Origin of the sequence: Methylomonas methanica, from assembly GCF_001644035.1 — a bacterium.
GTDB classification, from domain to species: domain Bacteria; phylum Pseudomonadota; class Gammaproteobacteria; order Methylococcales; family Methylomonadaceae; genus Methylomonas; species Methylomonas methanica_A.
On sequence record NZ_LUUG01000044.1, the window covers coordinates 149563 to 175296 of the forward strand.

At 52.4% G+C, this 25734-nt stretch carries 23 protein-coding genes and 1 pseudogene; 9 read left to right on the forward strand and 15 right to left on the reverse strand.

Features of this window, described 5'->3' with window-relative positions:
- Nucleotides 1–85: 85 nt before the first annotated feature.
- The 8 genes from A1332_RS02820 to gcvH form a co-directional block, all read right to left on the reverse strand.
- On the reverse strand, nt 86–601 hold the full coding sequence (locus A1332_RS02820; protein ID WP_064007049.1) for a hypothetical protein: 516 nt from the start codon (nt 599–601) through the stop codon (nt 86–88).
- Between the two features lie 41 nt (nt 602–642).
- The gene (locus tag A1332_RS02825) at nt 643–1275 is read right to left on the reverse strand and encodes a sulfite oxidase heme-binding subunit YedZ (RefSeq protein WP_064007050.1); all 633 of its coding nucleotides are present in this window, start codon (nt 1273–1275) and stop codon (nt 643–645) included.
- A 3-nt stretch (nt 1276–1278) separates the two neighbouring features.
- Nucleotides 1279–2208, reverse strand: a complete 930-nt coding sequence (gene msrP / locus A1332_RS02830; RefSeq protein WP_064007051.1) for a protein-methionine-sulfoxide reductase catalytic subunit MsrP — start codon at nt 2206–2208, stop codon at nt 1279–1281.
- Between the two features lie 130 nt (nt 2209–2338).
- Nucleotides 2339–2818, reverse strand: a complete 480-nt coding sequence (locus tag A1332_RS02835) for a hypothetical protein (protein WP_064007052.1) — start codon at nt 2816–2818, stop codon at nt 2339–2341.
- The gene (mazG, locus tag A1332_RS02840; protein WP_197491377.1) at nt 2811–3626 is read right to left on the reverse strand and encodes a nucleoside triphosphate pyrophosphohydrolase; all 816 of its coding nucleotides are present in this window, start codon (nt 3624–3626) and stop codon (nt 2811–2813) included. Before mazG ends, A1332_RS02835 begins: the two co-directional genes overlap by 8 nt.
- Complete coding sequence (locus A1332_RS02845; protein ID WP_064007053.1) at nt 3623–4555, reverse strand: carbohydrate kinase family protein; 933 nt, start codon at nt 4553–4555, stop codon at nt 3623–3625. Before A1332_RS02845 ends, mazG begins: the two co-directional genes overlap by 4 nt.
- A gap of 104 nt (nt 4556–4659) precedes the next feature.
- Nucleotides 4660–5019 (reverse strand): diacylglycerol kinase, encoded by a 360-nt coding sequence (locus tag A1332_RS02850; protein ID WP_064007054.1) that lies wholly within the window; start codon nt 5017–5019, stop codon nt 4660–4662.
- A 9-nt stretch (nt 5020–5028) separates the two neighbouring features.
- A complete protein-coding gene (gene gcvH, locus A1332_RS02855; protein WP_064007079.1) occupies nt 5029–5412 on the reverse strand; it encodes a glycine cleavage system protein GcvH in 384 nt (127 codons plus the stop codon).
- 170 nt (nt 5413–5582) lie between these two features.
- Between gcvH and A1332_RS02860 the strand changes: the two genes are divergently transcribed.
- On the forward strand, nt 5583–6614 hold the full coding sequence (locus A1332_RS02860) for an efflux RND transporter periplasmic adaptor subunit (protein ID WP_064007055.1): 1032 nt from the start codon (nt 5583–5585) through the stop codon (nt 6612–6614).
- A 6-nt stretch (nt 6615–6620) separates the two neighbouring features.
- On the opposite strand, the gene A1332_RS02865 is transcribed toward A1332_RS02860, so the two are convergent.
- Together A1332_RS02865 and A1332_RS02870 are read right to left on the reverse strand one after the other, a co-directional pair.
- Nucleotides 6621–7661 (reverse strand): MJ1255/VC2487 family glycosyltransferase, encoded by a 1041-nt coding sequence (locus A1332_RS02865; RefSeq protein WP_064007056.1) that lies wholly within the window; start codon nt 7659–7661, stop codon nt 6621–6623.
- Nucleotides 7661–8182, reverse strand: a complete 522-nt coding sequence (locus A1332_RS02870) for a phosphatase PAP2 family protein (protein WP_064007057.1) — start codon at nt 8180–8182, stop codon at nt 7661–7663. Before A1332_RS02870 ends, A1332_RS02865 begins: the two co-directional genes overlap by 1 nt.
- A gap of 277 nt (nt 8183–8459) precedes the next feature.
- Between A1332_RS02870 and A1332_RS02875 the strand changes: the two genes are divergently transcribed.
- The 5 genes from A1332_RS02875 (at nt 8460) to A1332_RS02895 (ending at nt 16995) form a co-directional block, all read left to right on the forward strand.
- Complete coding sequence (locus A1332_RS02875; RefSeq protein ID WP_064007058.1) at nt 8460–9917, forward strand: TrkH family potassium uptake protein; 1458 nt, start codon at nt 8460–8462, stop codon at nt 9915–9917.
- A 97-nt stretch (nt 9918–10014) separates the two neighbouring features.
- Nucleotides 10015–10944, forward strand: coding sequence for a protein translocase subunit SecF (secF, locus tag A1332_RS02880; protein WP_064007059.1), 930 nt, complete (start codon nt 10015–10017; stop codon nt 10942–10944).
- 48 nt (nt 10945–10992) lie between these two features.
- On the forward strand, nt 10993–14640 hold the full coding sequence (locus tag A1332_RS02885) for a hypothetical protein (protein ID WP_064007060.1): 3648 nt from the start codon (nt 10993–10995) through the stop codon (nt 14638–14640).
- 400 nt (nt 14641–15040) lie between these two features.
- Entirely contained in the window at nt 15041–16327 is a 1287-nt protein-coding gene (gene nhaD / locus A1332_RS02890; RefSeq protein WP_157203923.1) for a sodium:proton antiporter NhaD, read from the forward strand.
- Nucleotides 16328–16785: 458 nt separating this feature from the next.
- On the forward strand, nt 16786–16995 hold the full coding sequence (locus tag A1332_RS02895; protein WP_020483452.1) for a cold-shock protein: 210 nt from the start codon (nt 16786–16788) through the stop codon (nt 16993–16995).
- 38 nt (nt 16996–17033) lie between these two features.
- Here A1332_RS02895 and rimO read toward each other — a convergent pair whose 3' ends face one another.
- The 4 genes from rimO to A1332_RS02915 are packed head-to-tail and all read right to left on the reverse strand — an operon-like array spanning nt 17034 to nt 19302.
- On the reverse strand, nt 17034–18344 hold the full coding sequence (rimO, locus tag A1332_RS02900) for a 30S ribosomal protein S12 methylthiotransferase RimO (RefSeq protein ID WP_064007062.1): 1311 nt from the start codon (nt 18342–18344) through the stop codon (nt 17034–17036).
- Nucleotides 18345–18365: 21 nt separating this feature from the next.
- On the reverse strand, nt 18366–18698 hold the full coding sequence (locus A1332_RS02905) for a TusE/DsrC/DsvC family sulfur relay protein (protein WP_197491378.1): 333 nt from the start codon (nt 18696–18698) through the stop codon (nt 18366–18368).
- Entirely contained in the window at nt 18689–18982 is a 294-nt protein-coding gene (locus tag A1332_RS02910; RefSeq protein ID WP_064007063.1) for a DsrH/TusB family sulfur relay protein, read from the reverse strand. The genes A1332_RS02905 and A1332_RS02910 overlap by 10 nt, the downstream gene beginning before the upstream one ends.
- On the reverse strand, nt 18982–19302 hold the full coding sequence (locus A1332_RS02915; RefSeq protein WP_064007064.1) for a DMT family transporter: 321 nt from the start codon (nt 19300–19302) through the stop codon (nt 18982–18984). Before A1332_RS02915 ends, A1332_RS02910 begins: the two co-directional genes overlap by 1 nt.
- A gap of 79 nt (nt 19303–19381) precedes the next feature.
- On the opposite strand from A1332_RS02915, the gene A1332_RS02920 reads away from it, so the two are divergent.
- From A1332_RS02920 to A1332_RS02930, 3 genes are all read left to right on the forward strand, one after another.
- A complete protein-coding gene (locus A1332_RS02920) occupies nt 19382–20131 on the forward strand; it encodes a flagellar brake protein (RefSeq protein ID WP_064007065.1) in 750 nt (249 codons plus the stop codon).
- Between the two features lie 157 nt (nt 20132–20288).
- Nucleotides 20289–23741 carry a transcription-repair coupling factor gene (gene mfd, locus A1332_RS02925; RefSeq protein WP_064007066.1) on the forward strand — a complete coding sequence of 1151 codons (3453 nt, stop codon included), beginning with the start codon at nt 20289–20291 and terminating at the stop codon, nt 23739–23741.
- 180 nt (nt 23742–23921) lie between these two features.
- Nucleotides 23922–24527 (forward strand): polymorphic toxin type 4 domain-containing protein, encoded by a 606-nt coding sequence (locus A1332_RS02930; protein ID WP_064007067.1) that lies wholly within the window; start codon nt 23922–23924, stop codon nt 24525–24527.
- A gap of 123 nt (nt 24528–24650) precedes the next feature.
- Here the strand turns inward: A1332_RS02930 and A1332_RS02935 are convergent.
- Nucleotides 24651–25734, reverse strand: a pseudogene (locus A1332_RS02935) (HAF repeat-containing protein); the annotation flags it as partial.

Here is a 25734-nt window from a genome sequence, read left to right on the forward strand (position 1 = left end):
ATAGGCTATCAAGGCCACGGCCAGTTATCAACCTTCGGCAAGTTCGTTGCACTCGAAGAGGCGAATTTCGGCAATCAATTCAACCTCAAGCCGGCGCGAACCCGCCGCTGATCAATTGCCGGGTACGGGCATAGGTTTCCTGAATTATTAAGGCATCGGTACTGGCACGGTGGCGCATCAAGGCCAAATCCTGAATCACTTGCCGCTTGGTTTGGCTCCAGATATCCATTTGCGCTTCTTTCAATATCATTTCCAGCGCGCTGAGATAAAAACCCGGCTGTACGCCGCACCGAAAAAACAAGCGCAATAACCACGGTTTATCGACCACCCAGCCGTCGCTATACACAGTTTTGCCCGCTAAAAAATCATTCAATTCGCTGACTACCAGGGCGATGGGCTTTCCATAACTGATTAAGGTCTCTCGACTAAGGCCATGCACCCGTTCGGCCTGCGCGTCCCAAAACGTCCAGTCACTGGCAGGTTTGATCAGCGCGCAATATTTTTGCCCGTTACCCAATACCACACCCACTTCAATGGGATAACTATCGAAGCCAAAACCGGAGGCTTCGAAATCTATTACATTTGGTCTGATTATTTGCAACTGAGCATCCCTTTGCAAATCGTAAAAGCTATAAGCCTAGCTTAAACCGTCGAATATGACCGACTTAAGCGAGCAACTTTAAGCTTATTAATCCAGCGCAAGACAAGTAGCAAAGCCAGTATCCCGGCAAACAGCAAAGGCCGGCTTAAATCTTTTTTTACCAGCCAGGCAAAATGCACCACGCCGGCAGTGGCGATCAGGTAGACCAAACGGTGCAAGCGTTTCCAATTTTTGCCGCCGAGTCGGCGTTGCATCGCGTTGGTGGAGGTTACGGCCAGCGGGATCAGCAGCACAAACGCCGCAAAACCCACGGTAATGTAAGGGCGCTTCAGAATGTCCTTGGCTATAGCCGACCAATCGAAAAACTGGTCTAAAACCAGATAAGTCAGGAAGTGCAGACAAGCGTAGAAGAAGGCGAACAATCCCAGCATACGTCTAAGCCGAACCAACCAGCTTGCGCCGCTCAGTTGCCGCAACGGCGTGACACCGAGACTGATCAGCAAAAACGTCAGCGTCCAATAACCGGTGTTATGGGTGATTTTTTCGATGGGGTTAGCGCCCAAATTGTCTTGCCAGGCCGCCGTCAGCAATAGCGCCAAAGGTAGCAAGGCCAGCAAAAATACCAGCGCTTTTAGATGGCGCAGGTGAGTATCTTCAAGCGTTTTCCAATTCATTTTTCAAAAGTTCTTAGTCAAATCCATCCCGGCATACAAGCCGGCGACTTGCTCAGCGTAGCCGTTGAACGGCAAGGTCGGACGTTTTAGAAACTCGCCCAAGCGGCGCTCCTTGGCCTGGCTCCAACGCGGGTGATCGACTTCCGGATTGACGTTGGCATAAAAACCGTATTCGCTGGGACCGGCGTGCATCCAGCTGCTCGTCGGCTGCTGCTTGAGCAAGCGAATCTTGACGATGGATTTGGCGCTTTTGAAGCCGTATTTCCACGGCACGACGATGCGTACGGGCGCGCCGTTTTGATTGGGTAAGACTTCGCCGTATAAGCCAAAGCTCAGCAGAGCCAAGGGATGCATGGCTTCGTCGATGCGCAGACCTTCCCGATACGGCCATTCCAGCACGGCGCGACGCTGACCGGGTAGTTGTTCAGGGTCGTGCAGACTGACGAACTCCACATAACGGGCCTCACTGGTCGGCTCAACTTGTTTCAGCAGCTCCGCCAAGGGATAACCTAGCCAGGGAATCACCATCGACCACGCTTCCACGCACCGCAGACGGTAGATGCGCTCCTGCATCGGCGCCAGCTTCAGTAAATCTTCTATGGCAAATTGTTTGGGTTTACGGACTTCACCTTCCACGCTGACCGTCCACGGCCGAGTTTTCAGGCGGCCGGCCATTTTGGCCGGACCTTCCTTGCTGGTATCGAATTCGTAGAAATTATTGTATTGGCTGACGTCTTCCAGAGGTGTCAGTTTATCGGTCAAGCCGTAAGCTTCGGATAGACTGCTTGCCAGTTTTTCCCCACCAACAGCAGTTCCCGCCAGCAACGCGGCAGAGCCGCCCAATGCCAACTGCATAAAATGCCGGCGCTGGTAAAACAGCTCGCGTGGCGTGATTTCGGAAGCGGGAATGGCGGGGATGCAGGGGAGCTTCATGGGGATGCCTCTTGAAAAGTTTAGATCTACTCGACCATAAACCCGGCCGGCAGTTCCGCTAGCGCCCAAGTCAAGCCAGGGGCTTTGCCAATTTGGCCGTCCGTGTCTGCTTAAAAGGGACCTCTAAACTCTATTTGCGCGACTTTTTCTTGCTATCCGACTTTTTGGCTGCCATCTTTTTTGTGGCAGTCTTTTTTGCGGACTTACTGGGCTTGGCTGCTTTTTTATGCGTGGACTTCTGCGGCTTTTCCTCCACAGTCACTTTCGCGGCGTCAGTTTGCGCGGATTGTTCTGCCAGATCCGCGCTATCCGGGGGCAAATCGGGCATCGGCAATGCGGCGGTTTCGTTTCCGTCGTCAACGGCTGACCGGTCGCAGTCGGGCAAGTCTTGATCGTCAGGCGAGCAAATGACTCGATAGATAATTTTCCGGTCGTCGTTTTTGCCGGTTTTGGGTTCGAGCGACTTGGTAACCGGCGCGGTTTCATCGGAGATTGTCCCCAATAATTCGGCCGTTGCGCTTGGGCTATATACCCAGATGCTGAAAAGCACACTCAAATAGCACGCTTTGTAACTTGAGGGTTTTAAGCCACCCTTGCGCGAATTAGCCATTTTTCTGCAATTGCTTTAAGTGACGTTTGGCTTCGTTCCACAGGCCGTCCAGTTCCGCCAGTTCGCAATCGCGCAACTCGCGGCCGGAGGCTTCCACCTGTTTTTCGATGTAATTAAACCGGCGGGTGAATTTTTTAGTGGCTTCGCGCAGGGCTATTTCCGGATTGACTTTTAAATGCCGGGCCAGATTGACCGCCACCAGCAACAGATCGCCGACCTCCTCGTGAATATGGGCCTGATCGCCGGATTGCCAGGCTTCGTGCACTTCGTGCAATTCCTCCCGCACTTTTTCGAACACCGGCTCGGTATCCGGCCAATCGAAGCCGTGGCTGGCGGCGCGATTTTGAATTTTTTCGCATTGCACCAGGGCCGGCAGGCTTTGCGCGACGCCGGCCAACACGCTTTCTGTTTGCTGTGCCGGCTGTTTCAGGCGGCGTTCTTGCGCTTTGGCTGCGTCCCAGGCTTGTTGGCGTTGCTCATCGGTATCGAATTTGACATCGGCAAACACATGCGGATGCCGACTCACCAGTTTCTCGCTGATTGCCGCCGCCACCTGCTCAAAGTCGAACAAGCCGCGTTCTTCGGCAATCCGCGAGTGAAACACCACTTGCAGCAACAGGTCGCCCAATTCGCCGCGCAAATCCTCGAAGTCGTTTCGTTCGATGGCGTCGGCCACCTCGTAAGCTTCTTCGATGGTATAGGGGATCAGGCTATGAAAATCCTGCTTGACGTCCCAGGCGCAACCCTTTTCCGGGTCGCGCAAGCGGGCCATCAAAGCCAGCAGTTCCCGGGTTTTAGTCAAACTCAAAATGTCGAACCAAACGTATCCTGATAGCGTTTTTTGAATTCCGCCATCGTGAAGGTATGGTTCTGGGTGCCGTTGTGTTCGATTTTGATCGCGCCCAGCAGTGAAGCAATCCGACCGGTAACATCCCAATCGTAATCGTTGATCAAACCGTACAGCAGACCAGCACGATAAGCGTCGCCGCAGCCGGTGGGGTCCAGCAGTTGTTTGGGCTTGGCTGGCGGAATATCGATGCATTCGCCGCGGGTATAGACTTTGGAACCGTTGCCGCCCAAGGTGATGATCAGGGCATCGACTTTTTCGGCGATTTGCTCCAGCGTCAAGCCGGTTCGTTGTTGCATCAATTCCGACTCGTAATCGTTGAAAGTAGCGTAATTGGCCAGTTCCAGAAACGCCAACAACTCGTCGCCATCGAACATTGGCATGCCTTGGCCTGGATCGAAAATAAACGGAATGCCCTGATCGACAAACTGTTGAGCATGCTCCTGCATGCCTTGTTTACCGTCAGGCGAGACGATGCCGATGGTAATACCAGAGTCGGCCGGAACAGTGTTTAAATGCGAAAAGCTCATCGCACCAGGGTGGAACGCGGTGATTTGGTTGTCGTCTACGTCTGTGGTGATATAGGCCTGACCGGTGTAATGATCGTCCAGCACCTTGATATAACGACTGGAGATGCCGCATTGGCTCAACCATTGCGCGTAGGGTTCGAAATCGTGGCCGACGGTAGCCATGATAGCTGGCTCTTCCTGCAATAATTTCATGTTGTAAGCGATGTTACCGGCACAGCCGCCGTATTCGCGGCGCAGGGCAGGCACCAGGAAAGACACATTCAGCATATGTACTTTCTCTGGGAGGATGTGATGTTTAAATTTGTCGTGAAACACCATGATGGTGTCGTAGGCCATGGAGCCACAGATCAATGCACTCATTATTATCCTTGTTTAACGATTTCAGCGGCCCTAAGGTAACGGATGTTTGAAACAGGCACAAGACGGAAGCGACAAAATCAACCGCTATTCTTCGTCTTTACCTCTTATAACAAAATCAACGCCCAAGTCACGCCGGCCCAAATCAAGGACAACATGACCGCCGCCGAGCCTATGTCCTTGGCCCGCCCGGATAGTTCGTGATGTTCGAAACCGACTCTATCCACTACCGCTTCCACTGCGGAATTCAACAACTCCACCAGCAACACCAATACCACGCTGCCGATTAACAGGACTTTTTCGATGTCGGATTGGCCCAGCCAGATTGCCAGCGGCGTCGTCACCACGAACAACGCTACTTCCTGACGAAACGCCTCTTCATGTTGCCAAGTGGCTTTGAAGCCAGCAACCGAAAAGAAACAGGCATTGATCAGCCGCTTAAATCCCTTTGCATTTTGATTTGCCATTGGCTAGTCCTACTCCTCGATCAGGGTCCGATAAGCATCGGCATCCATTAATTGTTCCAGTTCCGCTGGGTTATCGGCTTTGATAGAAAACAGCCAGGTTTGATACGCACCGTCATTCACCAACTCCGGCTCGTCCGTCACCGCTTCGTTGACCTCGACCACACTGCCGCTAACCGGGCTGAACAGATCGGATGCGGTTTTCACCGATTCCACCACTGCCAGTTGTTCTCCCGCTTTCACGACCCGGCCCACATCGGGCAAGCCGATAAACACTATGTCGCCCAATTCGGATTGCGCGAAGTCGGTGATACCGACGCGCACCAGGTTGTCGTCCTCCAGCTTGGCCCATTCATGGGTTTCGGCATATTTCAAATTTTCAGGTGTTTCACTCATTTGCATTTCCCTCAAGCCGTAACAGTAATCCAAAAGGATAACCGGCTATTTTTTTAACACAACAAAAAATTACAGCCCCCGCCAGCCCAAACTTTATAATCTTGGGCCATGCGGAGAGTACCTAACTTAAGTCCGGCCATTAAGGCGTCAAACTTCATTCAATAAAATTCATGCGAACAGCACTTTTCCTCGCCGGCTGGCTGGGCGTTCTTAATCTGATTCCGGCCGCCGCGTTGGCGGACGATGACGACGCCCCCCCCTCAAGCACCGCCCAAACCAAACAGACCAGCCCGAATGCCGACCCCGATGCATTACATTTGGACCGGACGGCTCAAAAGTCGGCCGGCATTCAAACCCAAACACTCGTAGCGGTTAGGCAAACGCCCGAAATTGCCGCTTACGGTACGGTGCTCAATCCGGAACCGCTACTGAGCATCCGCCAGCAATTCCTGGCCGCCAGCGCCCAGCAAGACAGCGCACAAGCCCGCTACAGCGAGGCGGCGCAAAACTTGAATCGCACCCGCGACCTGCATCAACAAGACATCGTTTCCACCCGCCGCCTGCAGGAACAGCAAGCGATCTGGCAGGCGGACAAAGCCAATCTGGCCGCCAATAGCTACCAGCAACAACTGATCGCCGCCAATAGCCGCCTAATCTGGGGCGACACCTTGAGCAGCTGGTTTACCAAAGCTCAGGATAAAAACGCCGCGCAATTGCTGGAACATCGCGCCCAGTTACTGCAAATTACCCTGCCCGCCAACAGCCGGCTCGATCCGGGCATCAATGTTATTCATGTTCATGAACGTGGCCAGCGTCAGGCCGCTTTACCCGCCGAGTTAATTTCCGCAGCGCCACAAGTCGATCCGGTGTCGCAAGGCCCGCGTTATTTCTTCAAATGTTCAGACTGCCGCCTGCCGTTCGGCACCCATATCACCGTCTGGATTCCGCAGGGCGGCCAAGCCAATACTGGCATCACTATCCCGCAACCGGCCTTGGTCTGGCATCTGGGCCAAGCTTTTGTGTTTGTCAAAACCGATACGGAGCATTTCAGCCGCCGGGCGCTCAAGCAATACAGCAACACTAGCCAAGGCTATTTCGTGGCCGACGGATTGCAGCCCGGCGAGGAAATCGTGACTACCGGCGCACAAACGCTGTTATCGCAACAATTGAAAGGGCTGATACCCGACGAAGATAAGGATTAAGCCTGCTTAGTATTTTATCGGCAACACCTGGACCGACTCCCAAACCCGCTCGGTGAATTCCGCGTCCATCTCCGGCATGCCATCCTTGAGCCATTGCACGATAACTTTGGCGATATTGGGATAAGTCACATGCACCGCATGCGGATTGTGCAGCCAGTCCTCGATCACCGCGTCATCCAGATCAAACATCGTGTGACCGTAGCCCAGTTGCTTTAAAGCCTCGGCGTTTGAAATCTGCTCCATTTGCGCGTGCAGAGGCTTGACGAGAATCTTCTTGCCCAACTGCAAGGACTCGCTGGCCAATTCGAACCCGGCATTACTGATGATGCCGGCACAATCGTACAAATCACGCTGAAAGCCTGTTCTGGACAGTTGCTTGCAAACGATGTGCGGATATTTCGACACCGCCGGCTCCGGCGCATAGACATGAAATTCATAGTTTTCGAACGGACACAACAGCTTAACCACCGCTTGCGGGTCTTCGAAGGGCAAATACACCACAATCTTATTGGCTTGGCTATTTTGCGGAAACGCCGGGGTTTCGATAATCGGTGGCAAGATCGGCTGACCGAAATGATGCCAGTGCAAACCAATGCCGATGTCGGCCGGCGCGAAATACTTCATTACCTGCTCGGCAATCGGATCGCCACCGGCGCGGGGAATTTTGTGTCTAAACGCATATTGGTGGCCGATACCCAGCACTTTTTTCTTTTGCCGTTTCGCGGCCCAAGCGGTAACGGGCTCGAAATCGCTGATCACTAAGTCGTAAGCGCTTAAATCCAGACTGTTGATGTCTTTGACAAAGCGGATCGGACTGGCTTCCATAGCGGTTTTCACATAGCTGACCTGACCGTTGTGGGTGTTAAAGGTCAAACCGGTTTTGACTTGATAACCGTTAAACACCTCCATATCGAAGTATTTATCCGCCGGCCGGCCGGTAAATTGGAAGGTGACATCAAAACCCGCCGCGTATAGTTCTTTCGCCATCACTCTGGCACGGGTAATGTGACCATTGCCCGTGCCTTGCACACCGTAAAAAATTTTCATCATAAAATGTAATCGAGACTAAAAATTGCCGTACTAACACCCAAGACAACGCCCATCAGCGTATCGGTGGGAAAATGCACGCCCAAAACCACTCTGGAAAAACCCACCAATGCGGCCCAAACATAAAGCGCCGGCATCAGCGACGGCGCGAAATACCCCAGCAAGGTCGCTACCATAAATGCGGCTGAGGTATGTCCGGATGGAAAACTGAATTGATCCGATGGCGTAATCACGCTTTTGAAATCCTGCAACGCTTGCTGCGGGCGGTTGCGCTTAAAGCCTTTTTTCAGCAGCGTATAAACCGGTCTTTCGATCAAAAACGCTAAGATCATGGTCCGCAACAACGCATCGTTGATCCCTTGATCCCAATAGAGCCAGGCCGCGAGAATGACGTACAGAAAACCGTCGGCGGTTCGGGAAATCATGCGGCAAAAGCGCACTAGATAGGCATGAATGGCGACGCCGTTTAGCCAGGTAAACATGGTCACGTCGTACTTATGAATTGAGTAAATCAGCTTCATGGTCTGCTCCTCGTTGTTTGCCGCACGCGTCGACCGCGACCTTCATGCAGCAGTTGGAAATCGTCGATTTTCCGTTTCACGTTTATCCCTGATGACGAGGCCAGCTTAGAGATGCTTTGTGACAACAATATGAAGCTTTGTTTAAGCTTATGTGACAGGCCCATTTCGGCGATTGTTTGTTACAATTGCCGGCTGCGACGCGCTCGGCTGTTTAGCGCGTCGAGACCGGCGATCTATAACAACACGGCAAAACCTTTTCGGTTTTAATCAGGGCACTATGCAACGTTTTTGCACTTTAGGGTTTGTACTCGGCCTGATCTTAATGGTCTTCGGCGTCACCTACGCGCTACCGATAGCCACTTCGCTGTATTTTGAGGATGGCATGGTCGATCACTTCTTGAACGGCATGTCATTGAATATTGGTATCGGCAGCCTGCTATCCGGCTTAACCATGCGCTTTCGCGGCGATGTAAAAACGCGGGACGGCTATCTGTTGGTCGCCTCGTTCTGGATCTTGATGTCTTCAGCGGCCACACTGCCGTTGATGTGGGGTATACCCGGCCTGACGTTCACGGACGCTTTTTTCGAATGCGTCTCCGGATTTACCACCACCGGCGCCACTGTATTGGTCGGTCTGGACAATTTGGCGCCGTCACTCAACCTCTGGCGACACGAGCTGAACTGGATAGGCGGACTGGGAATCATCGTCCTGGCCGTGGCGATTCTGCCTTTGCTGGGCGTCGGGGGGATGCAGCTGTACAAAGCTGAAATCGCCGGCCCGGTTAAGGACAGCAAGATCACCCCGCGCATCGCCGAAACCGCTCGCTTGCTCTGGCTGGTCTACGCCGGTGCCACGTTAGCCTGTATCCTGGCATTAAATTTGGCCGGCATGGGTTGGTTCGATGCCATTTGCCACTCCTTTGCCACGCTGGGCTTGGGTGGATTTTCGACGCACGACGCCAGCATCAGCTTTTATGATTCGCCAGCCATTGAATTGGTACTGACTATTTTCATGTTGATCGCGGCGATGAATTTCGCCACGCACTACACGGTACTGCATCATCGCAGCCTGAAACCCTATCTATCGGACCCGGAAGCAATACCGATGTTGGGTGTCGTAGCCGGCAGCATTTTGCTTTGCAGCGGCTATCTATGGCATTTCGATACCTACCCGGATTTCTTTACCAGCTTGCGCCATGTGACTTTCAACCTGGTATCGATAGCCACCGACTGCGGCTTCATGAGCGCGGATTTCGACAAATGGCCGCCGTTTGTACCGTGGTGGATGCTATATCTGAGCTGCATTACCGTCTGCACCGGCTCTACTGGCGGCGGCATCAAAATGTTCCGTACTTTATTGTTATGGAAACAAGCCGGCCGGGAAATGTTCAGCCTACTGCATCCGCGTGCGGTCAACCCAATTCGGATCGGCAACACCCCCATCGCCAACAAAATCATTTTCGCGGTCCTGGCGTTTATTTTCCTGTACTTCATTTCCATCGTGGTGCTGACCTTTTCCTTGATTTTTTCCGGCCTGGACCCGATCTCTGCGCTTAGCGCGGTTATCGCCTGCATCAATAATGCCGGCCCCGGATTGAATCAAGTCGGACCTGCCGGCAATTACCAAAGTCTCAGCGATTTTCAAACCTGGATTTGTTCTGTCGCCATGCTATTGGGACGCTTGGAAGTATTCACGCTGATCGTGCTTTTTACACCTACTTTCTGGAGAAAATAGTACAATTCTCCGCCTTATCGTCCGCAAGCTTTCTATTTGACACCTTGGATTCAGCGCGACCGGAACGCAACACTTACCATTTATCAGGAACATTGGCATGACTTCCGCTACACATATTGATTTTCTTAGCAAAAGAAAACTGGCCTTTTACTTTTCCGGCACCCTGCTATTAATTTCCATTGTTTCGTTTTTCGTCAAGGGTCTGGATCTGGGCATAGACTTTACCGGCGGCAGCCTTTACGAATTGCATTACAACCAAGCGGCGGATCTGGACAAGATGCGCAGCACGCTGGAACAACAGGGCTTTGCCGATGCCAATCTGCAACATTTCGGCAGCGCGGCCGACGTGTTAATCCGGCTGAAGCCGGTAGAAAACATCAGCCAAAAAGAGCTTAGCGAAAAAGTGCTAAGCGTCGCCAATAGCAGCCAAAGCCAACCGGGCGAGCTGCGCCGAGTTGAATTCGTCGGCCCGCAAGTGGGTGATGACTTGGTCAACGATGGCGGTCTGGCACTGTTCTTCGCCTTTGTCGGCATCATGGTCTACGTCAGCATTCGCTTTGAGTGGAAATTATCGTTGAGCGCCATCGCCGCTTTATTCCACGACAGCATCATTACGATGGGCTTTTTCTCGGTGTTTGGCTGGGAATTTGACATGACCGTGTTATCGGCGATTTTGGCGTTGATCGGTTATTCCATCAACGACACCATCGTGGTCTACGACCGGATTCGCGAAACCGTCCGCACTAGCCGCATCAAGGAATCGATCAACGAAATCGTCAACACCGCACTGAACGACACCCTGAGCCGAACCATTCTGACCTCGTTGACCGTATTTTTAACACTTTTGGCCCTGGCATTCCTCGGCGGCAAAACCATCCACGGCTTTGCCATTGCGATGCTGATCGGCGTCGTTAAAGGCACCTACTCGTCAATTTACATCGCCAGCTCACTCGCTCTGAGCCTGGGCTTGAGCCGCGACGACCTGATGCCGCCCGCCAAGGACAGCGTCGTCGACGACATGCCTTAAACCGAATTTTCATTTATCACTTCAAGCGAACGCTCACGGAATAACTTGATGACACAAAAGCTTAATACTCGCGACCTTACCCAACTCACCCTCGGCATCCCCGGCTTTGAATATAAAGACTTATACGATGCCAAACGTCTGTCTGATTTGTTGACAGTATTCGATCAGTCGGTACAGCAACACGATGCAGCCTTGTTTGCGGAAATTACCGCTTACCGCGCCTGTGGCGGCGAAGGCATGAAGCCGGAGGACATTTCCGAGTTATTGGTAAAGATGGCACCGCTGGTCGGGACATTCGTCGCGCGTTTGTTCAATGTCAGCGATGTCCGCGACCAACAAATCGGCACTATTCGTGGCGAATTCGACGCGATATTTGTTTATCGCACCGAAATCGTCGGTAATTTAAGCAAGCTGTTCAAAGGCCAAACTATCGAAGGCTGGGATATTGCCGCACTGCGCAGCCAATTGGCTGGTCTGCTAACGGCCACCGACAGACAAGATTTATTCCAGGCCGACCCGGAATTGGCCGTGAGCCAGCTGGGTGCCGATTTATGGCGCTTATCACAACAGGCAGAGATTACCGATGCCGATGTTGCCCACCTGCAAGATCAACTCAGCGGCTGCGACAGTCCCGCTGCGCTGGTAGCCGGCTTGCTGGACATCGTCTGCCGCTGGAGTTTTGCCGCCAAGCAAGATCCTGAATTGCAAGCCTATGTCGCCAAATGGGTGAGCTTCAAGGTTCCGGAAAAAACCAATCTGGACAATCTGGTCGAACACGACACCGTGTCACCAAACGGCTTTGATGTTTGGGCGTGCAACGATCACCATCAGCGCCGCCGCGATGGCTTTGCCTTGACCGACAAACGCTTCAAACAACGCCAGGTGTTGTACGAAGTCGATCATTGCATTTACTGCCACGACCGCGATAACGACTCCTGCTCCAAAGGCATCAAGAACAAAAAAGACGGCACGTTCAAAACCAATCATTTGAGCGCGTTGATGACGGGTTGCCCGCTGGAAGAAAAAATCTCCGAGATGCATGTGGTCAAACGCCAAGGCGACAATATCGGCGCACTGGCGATGATCATCATCGACAACCCGATGTGCCCAGGCACCGGCCACCGGATATGCAACGACTGCATGCGCGGTTGTATTTACCAAAAAACCGAGTCGGTGAATATTCCGCAAATCGAAACCAATGTGCTGACCGATGTGCTGTTCATGCCTTGGGGTTTTGAAATTTACAGCCTGTTAACGCGCTGGAACCCACTCAACATCAAGCGCTCCACCGCGTTGCCTTACAATGGCAAAAATGTGCTGGTGGCGGGCATGGGTCCAGCCGGTTACACCTTGTCGCACTACCTGTTGAACGAAGGCTTTGGCGTCGTCGGTATCGATGCCTTGAAAATCGAGCCGCTACCCCTGCATCTGACCGGCGACCGCGACAACCTGCCGATGCCGATTATGGACTTCCAAAGCCTGTACGAAGACCTGGATAAGCGCGTGCTGCTGGGCTTCGGCGGCGTGGCCGAATACGGCATTACCGTGCGTTGGGATAAGAACTTTTTGAAAGTCATCTACCTGACCCTGCTGCGTCGCAGTGCATTCAAATGCTACGGCGGCGTGCGTTTCGGCGGCACCATCACTATCGATGAAGCCTGGGAGATGGGTTTCGATCATATCGCCATCGCCAGCGGCGCCGGCAAACCCACCGTGATCGATCTGAAAAATAACCTGATCCGCGGCATCCGCAAGGCGTCCGACTTTTTGATGGGTCTGCAATTGACCGGTGCGGCGAAAGAATCCTCGCTGGCTAATTTGCAAGTGCGCTTGCCCGCCGGCGTCATCGGTGGCGGCTTGACCGCTATCGATACCACCACCGAGTTGCTGGCCTACTACCCCGTGCAAGTCAGCAAGATTTTGCATCGCTACGACAAATTAGTCGCCAAGTACGGTGAAGCAGCAGTGCGCAGCCGGTACGACGGCGAAGAACTGGAAATTCTGGAAGAGTTCTTGGCGCATGGCCGCGTGATCGAGCAGGAGCGCGAACGCGCCGCTGCCGCCGGTGAAATGCCCAATTTTCTGCCTTTCCTGAAACAATGGGGCGGCGTGACGCTGTTCTATCGTAAAGGCATCAAGGATTCACCGGCTTATCGGCAGAATCACGAAGAGATCCACGAAGCGCTGTCGGAAGGTATTTACCTGGCCGAAGGCATGAGCCCTCTGGAAGCCATAGAAGATCAATACGGCCATTTGCAAGCCGTACGCTTTGAGAAACTGGCCGAAGAAGACGGCAAATGGCGCAAAACCGATGAAGTGGAAGTGAAACTGCGCGGCTTGTTCATCGCCGCCGGCACCGCACCGAATACCATCTATCAATCCGAACACCCCGGCACCTTTGTGATGGATCGCAAATTCTACAAACGCCACGAGCCGGAATGGTTGCAAGGCCAAGCAGAGTTGGTTGCAAGCACTGACGAAACGCAAGTCAAAGTCGGCAAACCGGCGCCGTTTACCTCTTACCACAGCAACGGTCGTTACATTACGTTTTACGGCGACAACCACCCGGTTTACGCCGGCAACGTGGTGAAGGCGATGGCCAGCGCGAAAGACGGTTATCCGTACATTGTTAAGTTATTCGCCAACGAACTGGCTGGCTTGGACGCTGCGCAACAGCCGCAACGCGATACACAGTTACGCGATTTGCAAAACAAACTGGACGCGACTTTCCTGGCGCATGTCGTTGAAGTGAATCGTCTGACGCCAACCATCATCGAAGTGGTCATCAAAGCACCGGCTGCCGCGAAACATTTCGAACCAGGCCAGTTTTACCGCGTGCAAAACTACGAGTCACTGGCTCCCGTAGTGGAAGGTACTACATTGGCCGCCGAGGGCTTGGCACTGACCGGCGCCTGGGTAGACAAGGAGAAAGGCCTGGTGTCCTTGATTGCCTTGGAAATGGGCAGTTCCAGCCGCTTGTGCGCGACCTGGAAAGTGGGCGATCCGCTGGTGTTAATGGGTGTCACGGGTGCGCCAACCGAAATTCCAACCGGCAAAACCGTTTTGCTGCTGGGCGGCGGTTTGGGTAACGCGGTACTGTTCTCAATCGGTAAAGCCATGCGCAATGCCGGTAACAAGGTGCTGTATTTCGCCGGTTACCGTAACAGCGAAGACCTGTTCAAGGTGCCGGAAATCGAGGAAGCGTCCGACGTGATCGTTTGGGCCGTCGATGACAGACCCGGTAACGACGCTATTCCTGTCACCCGGCCACAGGATAAAACCTTCGTCGGTAATATCGTCGAAGCCATGGTGTCCTATGCTACCGGAAAATTGGGCGAAACCAGCTTGCTTCTGCAAGACGTCGATCACCTGATCGTGATCGGTTCCGACCGGATGATGGCAGCCGTAAAAGCAGCACGTTTTGCCGCCTTGAAACCGTACTTGAAGGAAGGCCACGAAGCGGTCGGCTCAATCAACTCGCCGATGCAATGCATGATGAAAGGCGTCTGCGCCCAATGCTTATGCAAACACGTGGATCCGGAAAGCGGCGAAGAGAGCTTTATGTACTCCTGTTACAACCAGGATCAGGCGCTGGACTATGTGGATTTCCCAAATCTGGCTGCCCGTCTGCGGCAAAACACGGTACAGGAAAAACTGTCCTCACTCTGGCTGACGTATTTACTCGAAGCCCAATGATAAAAAGATAGGCAGACTTTAAGCCTATCCCCGGTAGACTAGCAAAAAGCATCTAAAACAGGGGCATTCCTGGCCGGACGCCCCGCACTTTAGCAATGCTAAACTACAATCGCTGTAAAGTTACAAGCTTTGTAATATCGTGATAGCCAAGCCCGTAGTTAAGCGGGCACGGCAAAAGCAGTCACGGTCGAGGAACTCACTCCCTACCGTGACTGTCCAGCACCCAGTTATTGAAAGGAGTTCACCCGTGTTTTCGCGCATCCTTCTACTCATTTTACTCGCCTGCTCACCACTGATAGCTTGGGCAGACGCAGAACAAGCAACACAAGCCCTTAATCTGACTAAGCATTGGGTCGGCTATCTGGCTATCGGCATTTTTGCGGTAGCCTATCTGCTGGCGATGACCGAAGAGGTCACCGAATTAAACAAATCCAAACCCATGGTGTTAGCGGCGAGCTTGATCTGGGCTTTTATCGCCGGCATTTACGTGAATAATGGCATGAGCGAACAGGCCGGACACGCGTTCCGTGCCTGCCTGGAAGGCTATGCGGAATTGTTTTTGTTCATCATGGTGTCGATGGCCTATCTCAATGCGATGGAAGATCGCGGCGTCTTTGATAATTTGCGGGTTTGGTTGCTCAGCAAAGGATTCAGCTACCGTAAGCTGTTCTGGATTACCGGCATCATGTCGTTCTTTATGTCCTCGGTTTGCAACAACTTGACCACGGCCTTGCTAATGGGGGCAGTAATCGCGGCAATGGGCAAGGAAAACCGCAAGTTCGTTACACTCGCTTGCATCAACGTAGTAGTCGCGACCAATGCCGGCGGTTCGTTCAGTCCGTTCGGCGACATCACCACGCTGCTGGTATGGCAAAGCGGGGTAGTACCCTTTAAAGACTTCTACTCGCTATTCATTCCTGCCGTGGTCAATTTCGCACTGCCGGCGATAATCATGCATTTCTGGATACCCAAACAACAACCGGCGGCTGTGGGTAAAGCCCCAAAAATGAAACGCGGCGCGTTGACTATGATCGTGCTGTTTTTACTGACGATTATTACCGCGGTCTGCTTCGAAAACATGTTGAAACTGCCGCCGGCGGCGGGCATGCTGGCTGGTCTGACCTATCTAAAATTCCTGGGCTTTTATCTGCAAAAAACCGCCGATAAAGACAACGGCAAAATTAGCGATTTCGCCCACGTGTATAAATTATTTAACGTTGCGGTTCCCGACGCGAGACCAAGCCAAAAATTCGACGTATTCAAAAGTGTTGCGACGCTGGAATGGGACACCCTGCTGTTTTTTTACGGCGTAATGATCAGCGTCGGCGGCTTGAGTTTCATCGGTTATTTGACCATGGCCTCGGATGTATTGTACGTGGGCATGGACCCGACCATCGCCAACATTGTAGTCGGCATCCTGTCGGCGTTCATCGATAACGGTACCATCATGTTTGCGGTACTGACCATGCATCCCGACATCTCGCAAGGCCAATGGTTGTTAGTGACATTAACCGCCGGCGTCGGCGGCAGCTTACTGGCAATCGGCTCCGCGGCAGGCGTAGGCTTGATGGGCCAAATGAAAGGCCTTTACTCCTTTAGCGCACACTTGAAATGGATGCCGGTCATTTTGATCGGTTTTTTCGGTAGTATTGCTACCCATTTTCTGATTAACGGCAGCTATTTTTGACGCGACAAGCTTTATTGGGCAGTCTTTTTTCATGGCCTGCCCAATAGGTCAATTGCAAAATCCAGTATTTTTTTTGTTTTTTGCGACGACCAATTTCGCATTTGCAAGCGCCCAAAAGCGGATTTAAGCCAAGCGAGCATCCACAAAAGCCTCATAAAAAACCACTTTATTTCAATATCTTAGCCTGCCAATAGCCACCCGCAACCTGCGTTAGCCTGACATAAGCATCCAACAATGACCGTTGACACACTATTGTCACAAGCATTTAGCACGCAAAATCTAGCTAGTTTTTGTGGATACCCGCCGATTGCGATGTATAATGGAGTTGATTTAGCTCGGTATCGTTGTCGCTTTTCAAGTCTGCAATCGGATCAACAAACATTGTTTTCCACTACCTGCTTTATTCACCAACCCTAGTTACAAACCAGCGAATAGCACTTTATTAGCAAGAGAGATTTATGTCAGTTCAAGTAGAAGGCAAAGTAAAATGGTTCAATGATGAAAAAGGCTTCGGCTTCATTGAGCAAGAAGGCGGCAAAGATGTATTCGTACATTTCAGCGCCATCAACGGCAACGGCCGCAAAACCTTGAAAGAAGGCCAAAAAGTCACTATGGAAGTGACCAACGGCCAAAAAGGTCCACAAGCGGAAAACGTAACACCGCTGTAAATTGAACTGAAAAAGCCGCCTAACCAGCGGCTTTTTCGTTAGATCAGTTTACCCCACAAGTCATACTCGTCGGCTTCCTCGATTTCCACATCGACGAAATCGCCGACTTGTAAATGGCTTGCGCCGTCGATAAACACCTGGCCGTCAATTTCAGGTGCATCGCTTTTGCTGCGCGCGACCGCCCCCTCCTCGACCACTTCGTCTACCAGAACCGTTTCGATTCGGCCAACCCGGCGTTGTAAGCGTTCGGCGCTGATAGCTGCTTGGTGCTCCATAAACCGCGCCAGACGTTCCTGCTTGACTTCTTCCGGAACAGCGTCCGGCAAATCGTTCGCTACCGCTCCCTTCACCGGCGAATAAGCAAAACAGCCCACCCTATCCATTTGCGCTTCCGTTAAAAATTGCAGCAACTCTGCAAAGTCTTGCTCGGTTTCTCCAGGAAATCCTACGATAAACGTACTGCGAATAGTCAAATCGGGACAAATCTTCCGCCAGGCGCGGATGCGCTCCAGATTATTCTCCGCCGCAGCCGGCCTTTTCATCAGCTTTAAAATTCGACTATTGGCGTGCTGAAACGGAATATCCAGATACGGCAGGATCTTGCCTTCCGCCATCAACGGCACGACGTCATCGACATGCGGATAAGGATAGACATAATGCATCCGCGCCCAGATACCCAACTCACCCAATGCTTCGGCCAAATCGTAAAACCGGGTCTGTACTTCCCGGCCGCGCCAGCGCCGGCTTTCGTATTTCAAATCCAAACCGTAAGCGCTGGTATCTTGCGAGACGATCAGCAATTCCTTAACACCCGCATCGGCTAGCCGCTCGGCTTCCAACATCACATCATCAATGGGCCTGCTGACCAAATCCCCACGCATCGACGGGATGATGCAAAACGTACATCTGTGATTACAACCCTCGGAGATTTTCAGATAAGCATAATGCTTGGGTGTTAGTTTGATACCTTGCGGCGGCACTAAATCTGTAAATGGGTTATGCGCCGGCGGCAAGTATTCGTGCACCGCAGACACCACTTCGTCAGTCGCGTGGGCGCCGGTGATTTTTAAAACCTGCGGATGACGCGCCAAAATTTCATCCTGGCGCGCCCCGAGACAACCGGTGACGATCACCTTACCGTTTTCCGCCAACGCTTCACCGATGCTGTCCAGCGACTCTTCAACCGCCGCATCGATAAAGCCGCAGGTATTGACGATCACCAAATCCGAATCCTTGTAGTTCGGCGAAACCTGATAGCCTTCGCTGCGCAGCCTGGTCAGAATCTGCTCGCTATCGACCAGGGCTTTCGGGCAACCTAAACTGATAAATCCAACACGGGGGTTACTCATGAAACTCTCTTGAAAACATTTTTATAAACAGGTGGGTGGCTTGGGCAAGCCGGCGATTTTACAGGCGTATTTCAACGGCCCTTGTGGAAACAGCTTTTGCAGATAACGGCTATTGCCCTTGTCTTCCCCGAACTTCTTGCGGATAGCCGCCACAAACATTCGGGCATTGGGCAAGTGCTGGAATTGTTGATAGTAATCGCGAATGTACAGCAGGATTTCCCAATGTGCGTCGCTAATTTCGATGGATTCAAGCCGGGCCAATTCATCGGCCACGCGGCGATTCCATTGCCCGGCATCGCGCAGAAAACCATCGTCACTGGTTGGCAACGCAACGCCGTCGACCATCAACACCACGAATGAATCACCGGATTCCGCACGGTCAGCTCGACCAAGCCCGCGTAATCGACCGATTCCACACCGGCCAATACGTGCCGCTGATCAATACCGTGAACAAGCAACATCTCTTGCAATGCATAAATCCGACACGACTGACTCAACAATTGCCGCAACAAGGCATTACCACTATGCCCGGCCAGCGAGGCACACACCGCGCCATCCATCAAGACGACATCATCACCGTTACCAATGCGCTCGATAACCGCCGCTTGCAACGGCAATTGCGATAACAAATGCAGCATTATTCCACATGCGTCAGCTTCAAACCGACGATGCCGACAATGATTAACAGAATCGACGCCAAGCGGAACCAGTCCGCCGATTCCTTAAACAGAAAAATCCCGATTATCGCGACGCCGACCGCACCCATCCCGGTCCACACCGCATACGCCGTACCCAAAGGCAGGGTTCTGATCGCCAGCATTAACAGGTAAAAACTGCCAGCGCCCGATACGCCGGTCACTACGCTCGGCCATAGCTTGGAAAACCCGTCGTTGTATTTAAGACTTATCGCAAACACGATTTCCGAGCAACCCGCGGCGAACAATAGCAACCAACCCATCAAAACTCCTTTCCTATGCACTATAATCTGCGGTATTTTACAGCAGTGCTCTCACCTATCCGCAAAATTTAGCAATTTAATGGAAAAAGAATCCGACTATCTCGTTAGAAGCGCCAAAATGATTTTTAGTCACTTAAGCGATCTGATAAAAAAGAAGTGCATCATCTCCGCGCACTTTGGCGAACATAACCAATCGTTTTTGACCACCATTATCGATCTCGATCAAAAAGCCAATCTAATCACGCTGGATGTTGCACCCACGGAATTGCTGAATAAGCAGCTGCTAGGCTCAGCGAAAGTGCTGTTCCGTACCGAATACGAAGGCATTAAAGTTTCGTTCCGCGGCAAAGCGATCAAAAAATCGCAAAGCGACGGCCATCCGGTGTTTGCGATGCCTATTCCGGACGCGATATTCTGGATGCAACGCCGCCAGTATTATCGCGTCAAAGTGCCTCTGTCTCATAAAAACAGCACCTGCGAACTCAATTTGACCCTAGAAAATGAAGCCGGTGAAGTGGATACGCAAACCAAAGTGTTCAGCCTGGCCGACATCAGTATTTCCGGATTTTCGTTTTTGAATCCCGACACTAAAATTGCCGACTTTTTAGTGCCCGATACTGTCATAGACGAATGCGCCTTGTATTTACACGATGGCAGCAGGGCACACGTAGGTTTTGTCATTAAAAGCGTGACTAATGTGCGAGCCAACGCCACAACCTATCAACATCGCATCGGCTGCAAATTCACCCACATCCCGCAAGTGTTCGAAAACAACCTCCAGCGTTACATGCAGGAAATCGAGTTACAGCAGAAAAATTTAAGCATTTAAATCCCAAACAGCTGAACATAGGTTTTAGGCCGCGAATTTGCGGCAAATACTCACCAACAGTATTTCCAACGCCGGCTAATGACAAAGCGCGGATGCTTAGTCCAAGCATGACCTTACTGGTTATAATTAAGCGCTTCAAAAATCTGATTTCAACACAATGTCCTTACCGCTAATACCCGCCGCTGCATTGCCGCAGCAACCCACCACGGTATTCTGGAGCGGCCTGAGCGGCTGCGGCGACTCGCTGACGCTGGCCCAAGCGATCACCCAGGAAAAACGCCTGCTGGTCATTGTGACGCCGGACACCCAAACCGCGCTACGTCTGGAACATGAGCTGGCATTTTTCTTAGACAACAGCCTGCCGATTCTGCATTTTCCGGATTGGGAAACCTTGCCGTACGACGTATTCTCGCCGCTGCCGGAGATTATTTCCGAACGCTTACGCACCCTGGCACTGCTGCCCGACACCAAACGCGGCGCGTTGATCCTGTCAGTGGCTACGCTGATGCACCGACTGGCGCCACGCGAGCATATTCTGGCGCATAGCTTTGCCATCGAAGTCGGCGGCACCCTGAGCCTGGAAGTCACCCGCGCCAAGCTGGAAGCGGTGGGCTATCAATGCGTGTCGCAAGTCTATCAACACGGCGAATTTGCGGTGCGCGGCTCGATTTTGGATTTGTTTCCCATGGGTTCCAAGCAGCCCTACCGCATCGAACTATTCGACGACGATGTGGAATCAATTCGCAGTTTCGACCCCGACACGCAAATGTCGCAAGACAAAATGCAAAAAGTCGAACTGTTTCCGGCCCGCGAGTTTCCATTTACCGACGAAGCCATCAAACGCTTCCGCCAGGCCTTCCGCGAGCAATTCCCGGACGCTTCACCCAAGAACAATCTATACCTCGACGTTTCCAAACAAATCGCCCCGGCTGGCATCGAATATTATTTGCCCTTATTCGTGGAACGCACCGAATCGCTGTTTGCCTATCTGCCGAAATCCGCCTTGTTTGTGTTGCCAGCCCACTTTGCGGAAAACGCCCAGCGTTTTTATAGCGAAGCCGACGAACGTTACCAGCAACGCAAATACGATACCGACCGGCCCTTGTTGCCGCCGACGCGTTTGTTTCTGTCGGCCGAGGAAATCCAGCAACACACCGATAGCTTTAGTCGCGTAGTGCTGGACAACCAAGCAGAAACCGCCAACGCGTTCGACTGCAAACTGCTGCCGGATGTCGCTATCGACAGCCGTTTGAAAGAACCGGCACAACGTCTGCGCCAATTCATCGAAGGCTTCGACGGCAAGATCCTGTTCGTCGCCGAAACTGCCGGCCACCGTGAAGGCCTGATCGACAAATTAAAAAGCGTCAAACTCGCCGCTAAACAAGTCCAAAGCTGGCCGGAATTCTTACAAACCGATCATACGCCGTGCATTGTCGTCGCGCCGATGGATCACGGGCTTTGGCTTGAAAGTACAAAACTCGCCATCATCACCGAAAGCCAACTCAGCGGTGAAAAAGTTCAACAACGCCGGCGCCGACAAAAATCGGCGGCCCGAGCGCTGGAAAACATTTTCAACAATCTCGACGAGCTAAGTATCGGTTCGCCGGTGGTGCATCAGGAACACGGCGTCGGCCGCTACCTGGGTTTGCAGATTCTCAATGTCGGCGGCATCGACGCCGAGTTTTTGATGCTGGAATACGCCAACCACGACAAGATTTATGTGCCTGTGTCCTCACTGCACATGATCGGTCGTTACAGCGGCGTCAGCGCCGAAAACGCCCCGCTGCATCGTTTAGGCACTGACCAATGGAGCAAAGCCAAGAAAAAAGCCATGGAGCGCGCCCGCGACGTGGCCGCCGAATTGCTGGACATCCACGCCAAACGCGCCGCCCGCGAAGGCTTTGCTTTTAATATCGACAACAGCGACTACAACGCCTTTGCCGCCGCCTTCCCGTTCGAGGAAACCCCGGATCAGCTCAGCGCCATCGAAGCCATCCTGCAAGACATGGCCGCCACCCAACCGATGGACCGCGTGGTCTGCGGCGACGTCGGGTTCGGCAAAACCGAAGTGGCGATGCGCGCGGCCTTTGTGGCGGTGCAAAGCGGCAAACAAGTCGCGGTGCTAGTACCCACCACCCTGCTCGCACAACAGCATTATCAAAACTTCCGTGACCGCTTCGCCGACTGGCCGGTACGTATCGAAGTCACCTCGCGCTTCGTCACGCCCAAACAACAAAAAGCCATTGCAGACGACTTGGCCGACGGCAAAGTCGATATTGTCATTGGTACGCACAAGCTGTTATCCAAGGAAGTGCGCTACAAGGCCTTGGGCTTGGTGGTCATCGACGAAGAACACCGCTTTGGCGTCACGCAAAAAGAGCATTTCAAAAAACTGCGCCACGAGCTGGACTTGTTGACCTTAACTGCGACGCCAATCCCGCGCACCTTGAACATGGCTATGGCCGGCCTACGCGATATTTCCATCATCGCCACCCCGCCGCCCAACCGCCACGCCATCAAAACTTTTGTCACCGAGTGGATAGACTCGCAAGTGCAGGAAGCCTGCCAACGGGAAATCAAACGTGGCGGCCAGGTATTTTTCCTGCACAACGACGTGAAAAGCATGGAAAAAATGATGCGCGAGCTGAGCGAACTGGTGCCGGAAGCGCGGATTCAGATCGCCCACGGCCAGATGGCAGAACGCGAGCTGGAGCAAATCATGCTGGATTTTTACCACCAGCGTTTCAATCTGCTGATTGCCAGCACCATCATCGAAAGCGGCATCGATATCCCCAGCGCCAACACCATCGTCATCAACCGCGCCGACAAGCTGGGCCTGGCCCAGTTGCACCAGTTGCGCGGCCGGGTCGGCCGTTCGCATCACCGCGCGTATGCCTACTGCATCGTGCCGCCTAAATCCTTGATGACCAAGGACGCCATCAAACGCCTGGAAGCTTTCGAGACCTCCGGCGAACTGGGCGCCGGCTTCATGCTGTCCTCACACGACATGGAAATCCGCGGCGCCGGCGAGTTGTTGGGCGACGAACAAAGTGGGCAGATTCAGGAAATCGGTTTCACCATGTACACCGAATTGCTGGAACGCGCGGTCAAAGCCTTAAAATCCGGCAAGCAACCGGAACTGGACGCGCCGCTGGATACCGGCCCGGAAGTGGATTTGCAAATCGCCGCGCTGATCCCTGAAGACTACTTGCCGGACATCCACGCTCGTTTGGTGCTGTACAAACGCATTGCCAGCGCCGAAACAGAAAACGATTTGCGCAAGTTAAAAATCGAAATGATCGACCGCTTCGGTTTATTGCCGGATCAAGTCAAAGCCTTGTTCGCAATCACCGAACTAAAACAACAAGCCGCGCATCTGGGCATTCGCAAAATCGAAGCCCACGCCACCGGCGGCCGCATCGTCTTTACCGCCACGCCGCAAATCGATACCGGCGAGTTGATCCTGATGATTCAAAGCCAGTCGCAGGTGTATAAATTCGATGGCGCGGACAAGTTACGCTTTACCCAAGCCTTTAAGGATATGGAGGATAAGGTGATGTTTTTGGAGAAGTTGTTGGCTAGGTTGGGGGCTAAAGGTAGCTCCGATTAGCGAAAGCGTAATCGGAGAGAATGTGACCAACCTCATGCGTACGATTACGCTACCGCTTATCTATGCGGGCTAAATAGATACCATGCTAAAGTTAAGCATACCGAGATCTGGGTGCAATGGCTTTGAAATTGCGAAACATAGTGAACTTTTAGCGGGCATAAATCCGCTAAGGACGGAAAGATGATTGAATTCACTCCAAATCTGCTGAATGCCGAACGTAAAACTGCAAGGACAGGTGGAATAATCAGTATTGCTAAATATTCTAGCAACGTCGAAAGCGAAGGCCATATCGTTGAAATCGTGGGCTGGTTGAAACCCGCTCTTGCCAAACGGAAAAACTTTCAAGGTCGTACGGATTACTTCCAACGAGGTGAACTGGGCTTAAGCGAAGATTGGGAATTAGCGCACCTTTGGGCACCTAGATTCGGTGACGAAGCCGGCGCTGGGATTATGTGGGCTCCGATTGAAATGAATCAAACCTACCAAAATCATTTACTCGAATCCTGGTTAGATTGTTTGCGACAAGCGGCACCAGGTAAGGTGAAATTAAAGGCGATCGCTATCAGTTGGAAGGGCGCTTATTTAAATATGTATTACGGCTGGAATGACCAAGCGCTTCGCGGAGCTGATTTTCTGAAACAAGTCAGCTATCAAATCATCGATTGTCCGGTCGGAATGACTTGCCCAAAATCGCGCGTATCATTACTTGGACGTAAAATTACTTTGGAACTTGAGCCGCCACGGCCAGGTACTGTGCCGAAAGTTAGGCGTCCTAGCGTCACTTAACATGAACAGTTTTGTAGGTCACGTTGACGCGATAGCGGTTACGTGACAAATCGAAGCAAAATTGTCAGGGAACGCTAGCGCGCACCCTGACCTACTTGGCTAAGGGAGCCGGATAGTTAGCAATTACGACCGACTAGAGATCCTACGTTTACTTGTAGTCCAACCAAATCCTGCCAACACCGAACCAAACAGCCAAGCCGCCGCTGGCACCGGCACTGCCGCCACCGGCGTCAGTAAAAATGCGCGCGAGTAACCTTCCCGGTTAATGCCGGAACCTACGATTTGGCCGCTGTTGTTTATTCCATTGGCAAACCGCAATACCCAGCCCGAATCCAACGCAATCAACGTATTCAAATCGGTCATTACGCCGTTACTATAAAAAAAGGCGTGTGGATCCCCATTCGAAGTACCCGAATAACCGACTATCTCGCCGTTATCATTGATTGCCGAGGCGTCGCTGCTATTCCCTCCAAGCGTACCCAAACCCGTCATCACACCGCTATCCCACAAAAACGCGCGGTATGGGAAGTCATCGCCAACTAACGAAGAACTGCCAACAATTTGGCCCACATTGTTGATGTCTGCCCCGTTGCTTTGGGTACCCCCCAGAGTTCCAAGATCGACCGTTTGGCCATTGGCGTAGGAAAATGCATGGTATTCGCCATTGGCAAACTCCATGTTTCCGGTAATTTGATGATTGTCATTGATATCGAAAAAGCTGGAGTTAGCTGCTATCCCCAGATTGACGAACGAGCCATTGGCATACAGGAAACCGCCCGACTGAAGATCGGTTCCCACCACGTGACCATGATTGTTGATCCCGTTGGCCGAAACCCAATGGTCAGCAACACCGATATCAACCGATTGGCCGTTTGAGTAAAGAAATCCGTGGTTTGTACCGTTTGAACCAAACACAGATCCAGTGATTTGCCCACTGTCATTAATCGAGCTGGGATCAACAAATAGCCCCCCAAACTGGCCTAAATCAGTCATTTGGCCATTGCCGAAGATGAAAGCATTTCTGGTTCCGGAAACTGTGTCGGCAGTCCCCACAATTTGGCCGAGATCATTAATATCCTTCGCCGAACTGCTCAAACCACCGAGCGTCCCAAGATCGGTAATGCTATATCGAACCGCAGATTGGGCATTAAGCGCCGGCAAACTCAACAGCAGCGCCAAAATTAATTTTGATTGATTGATTGATTGA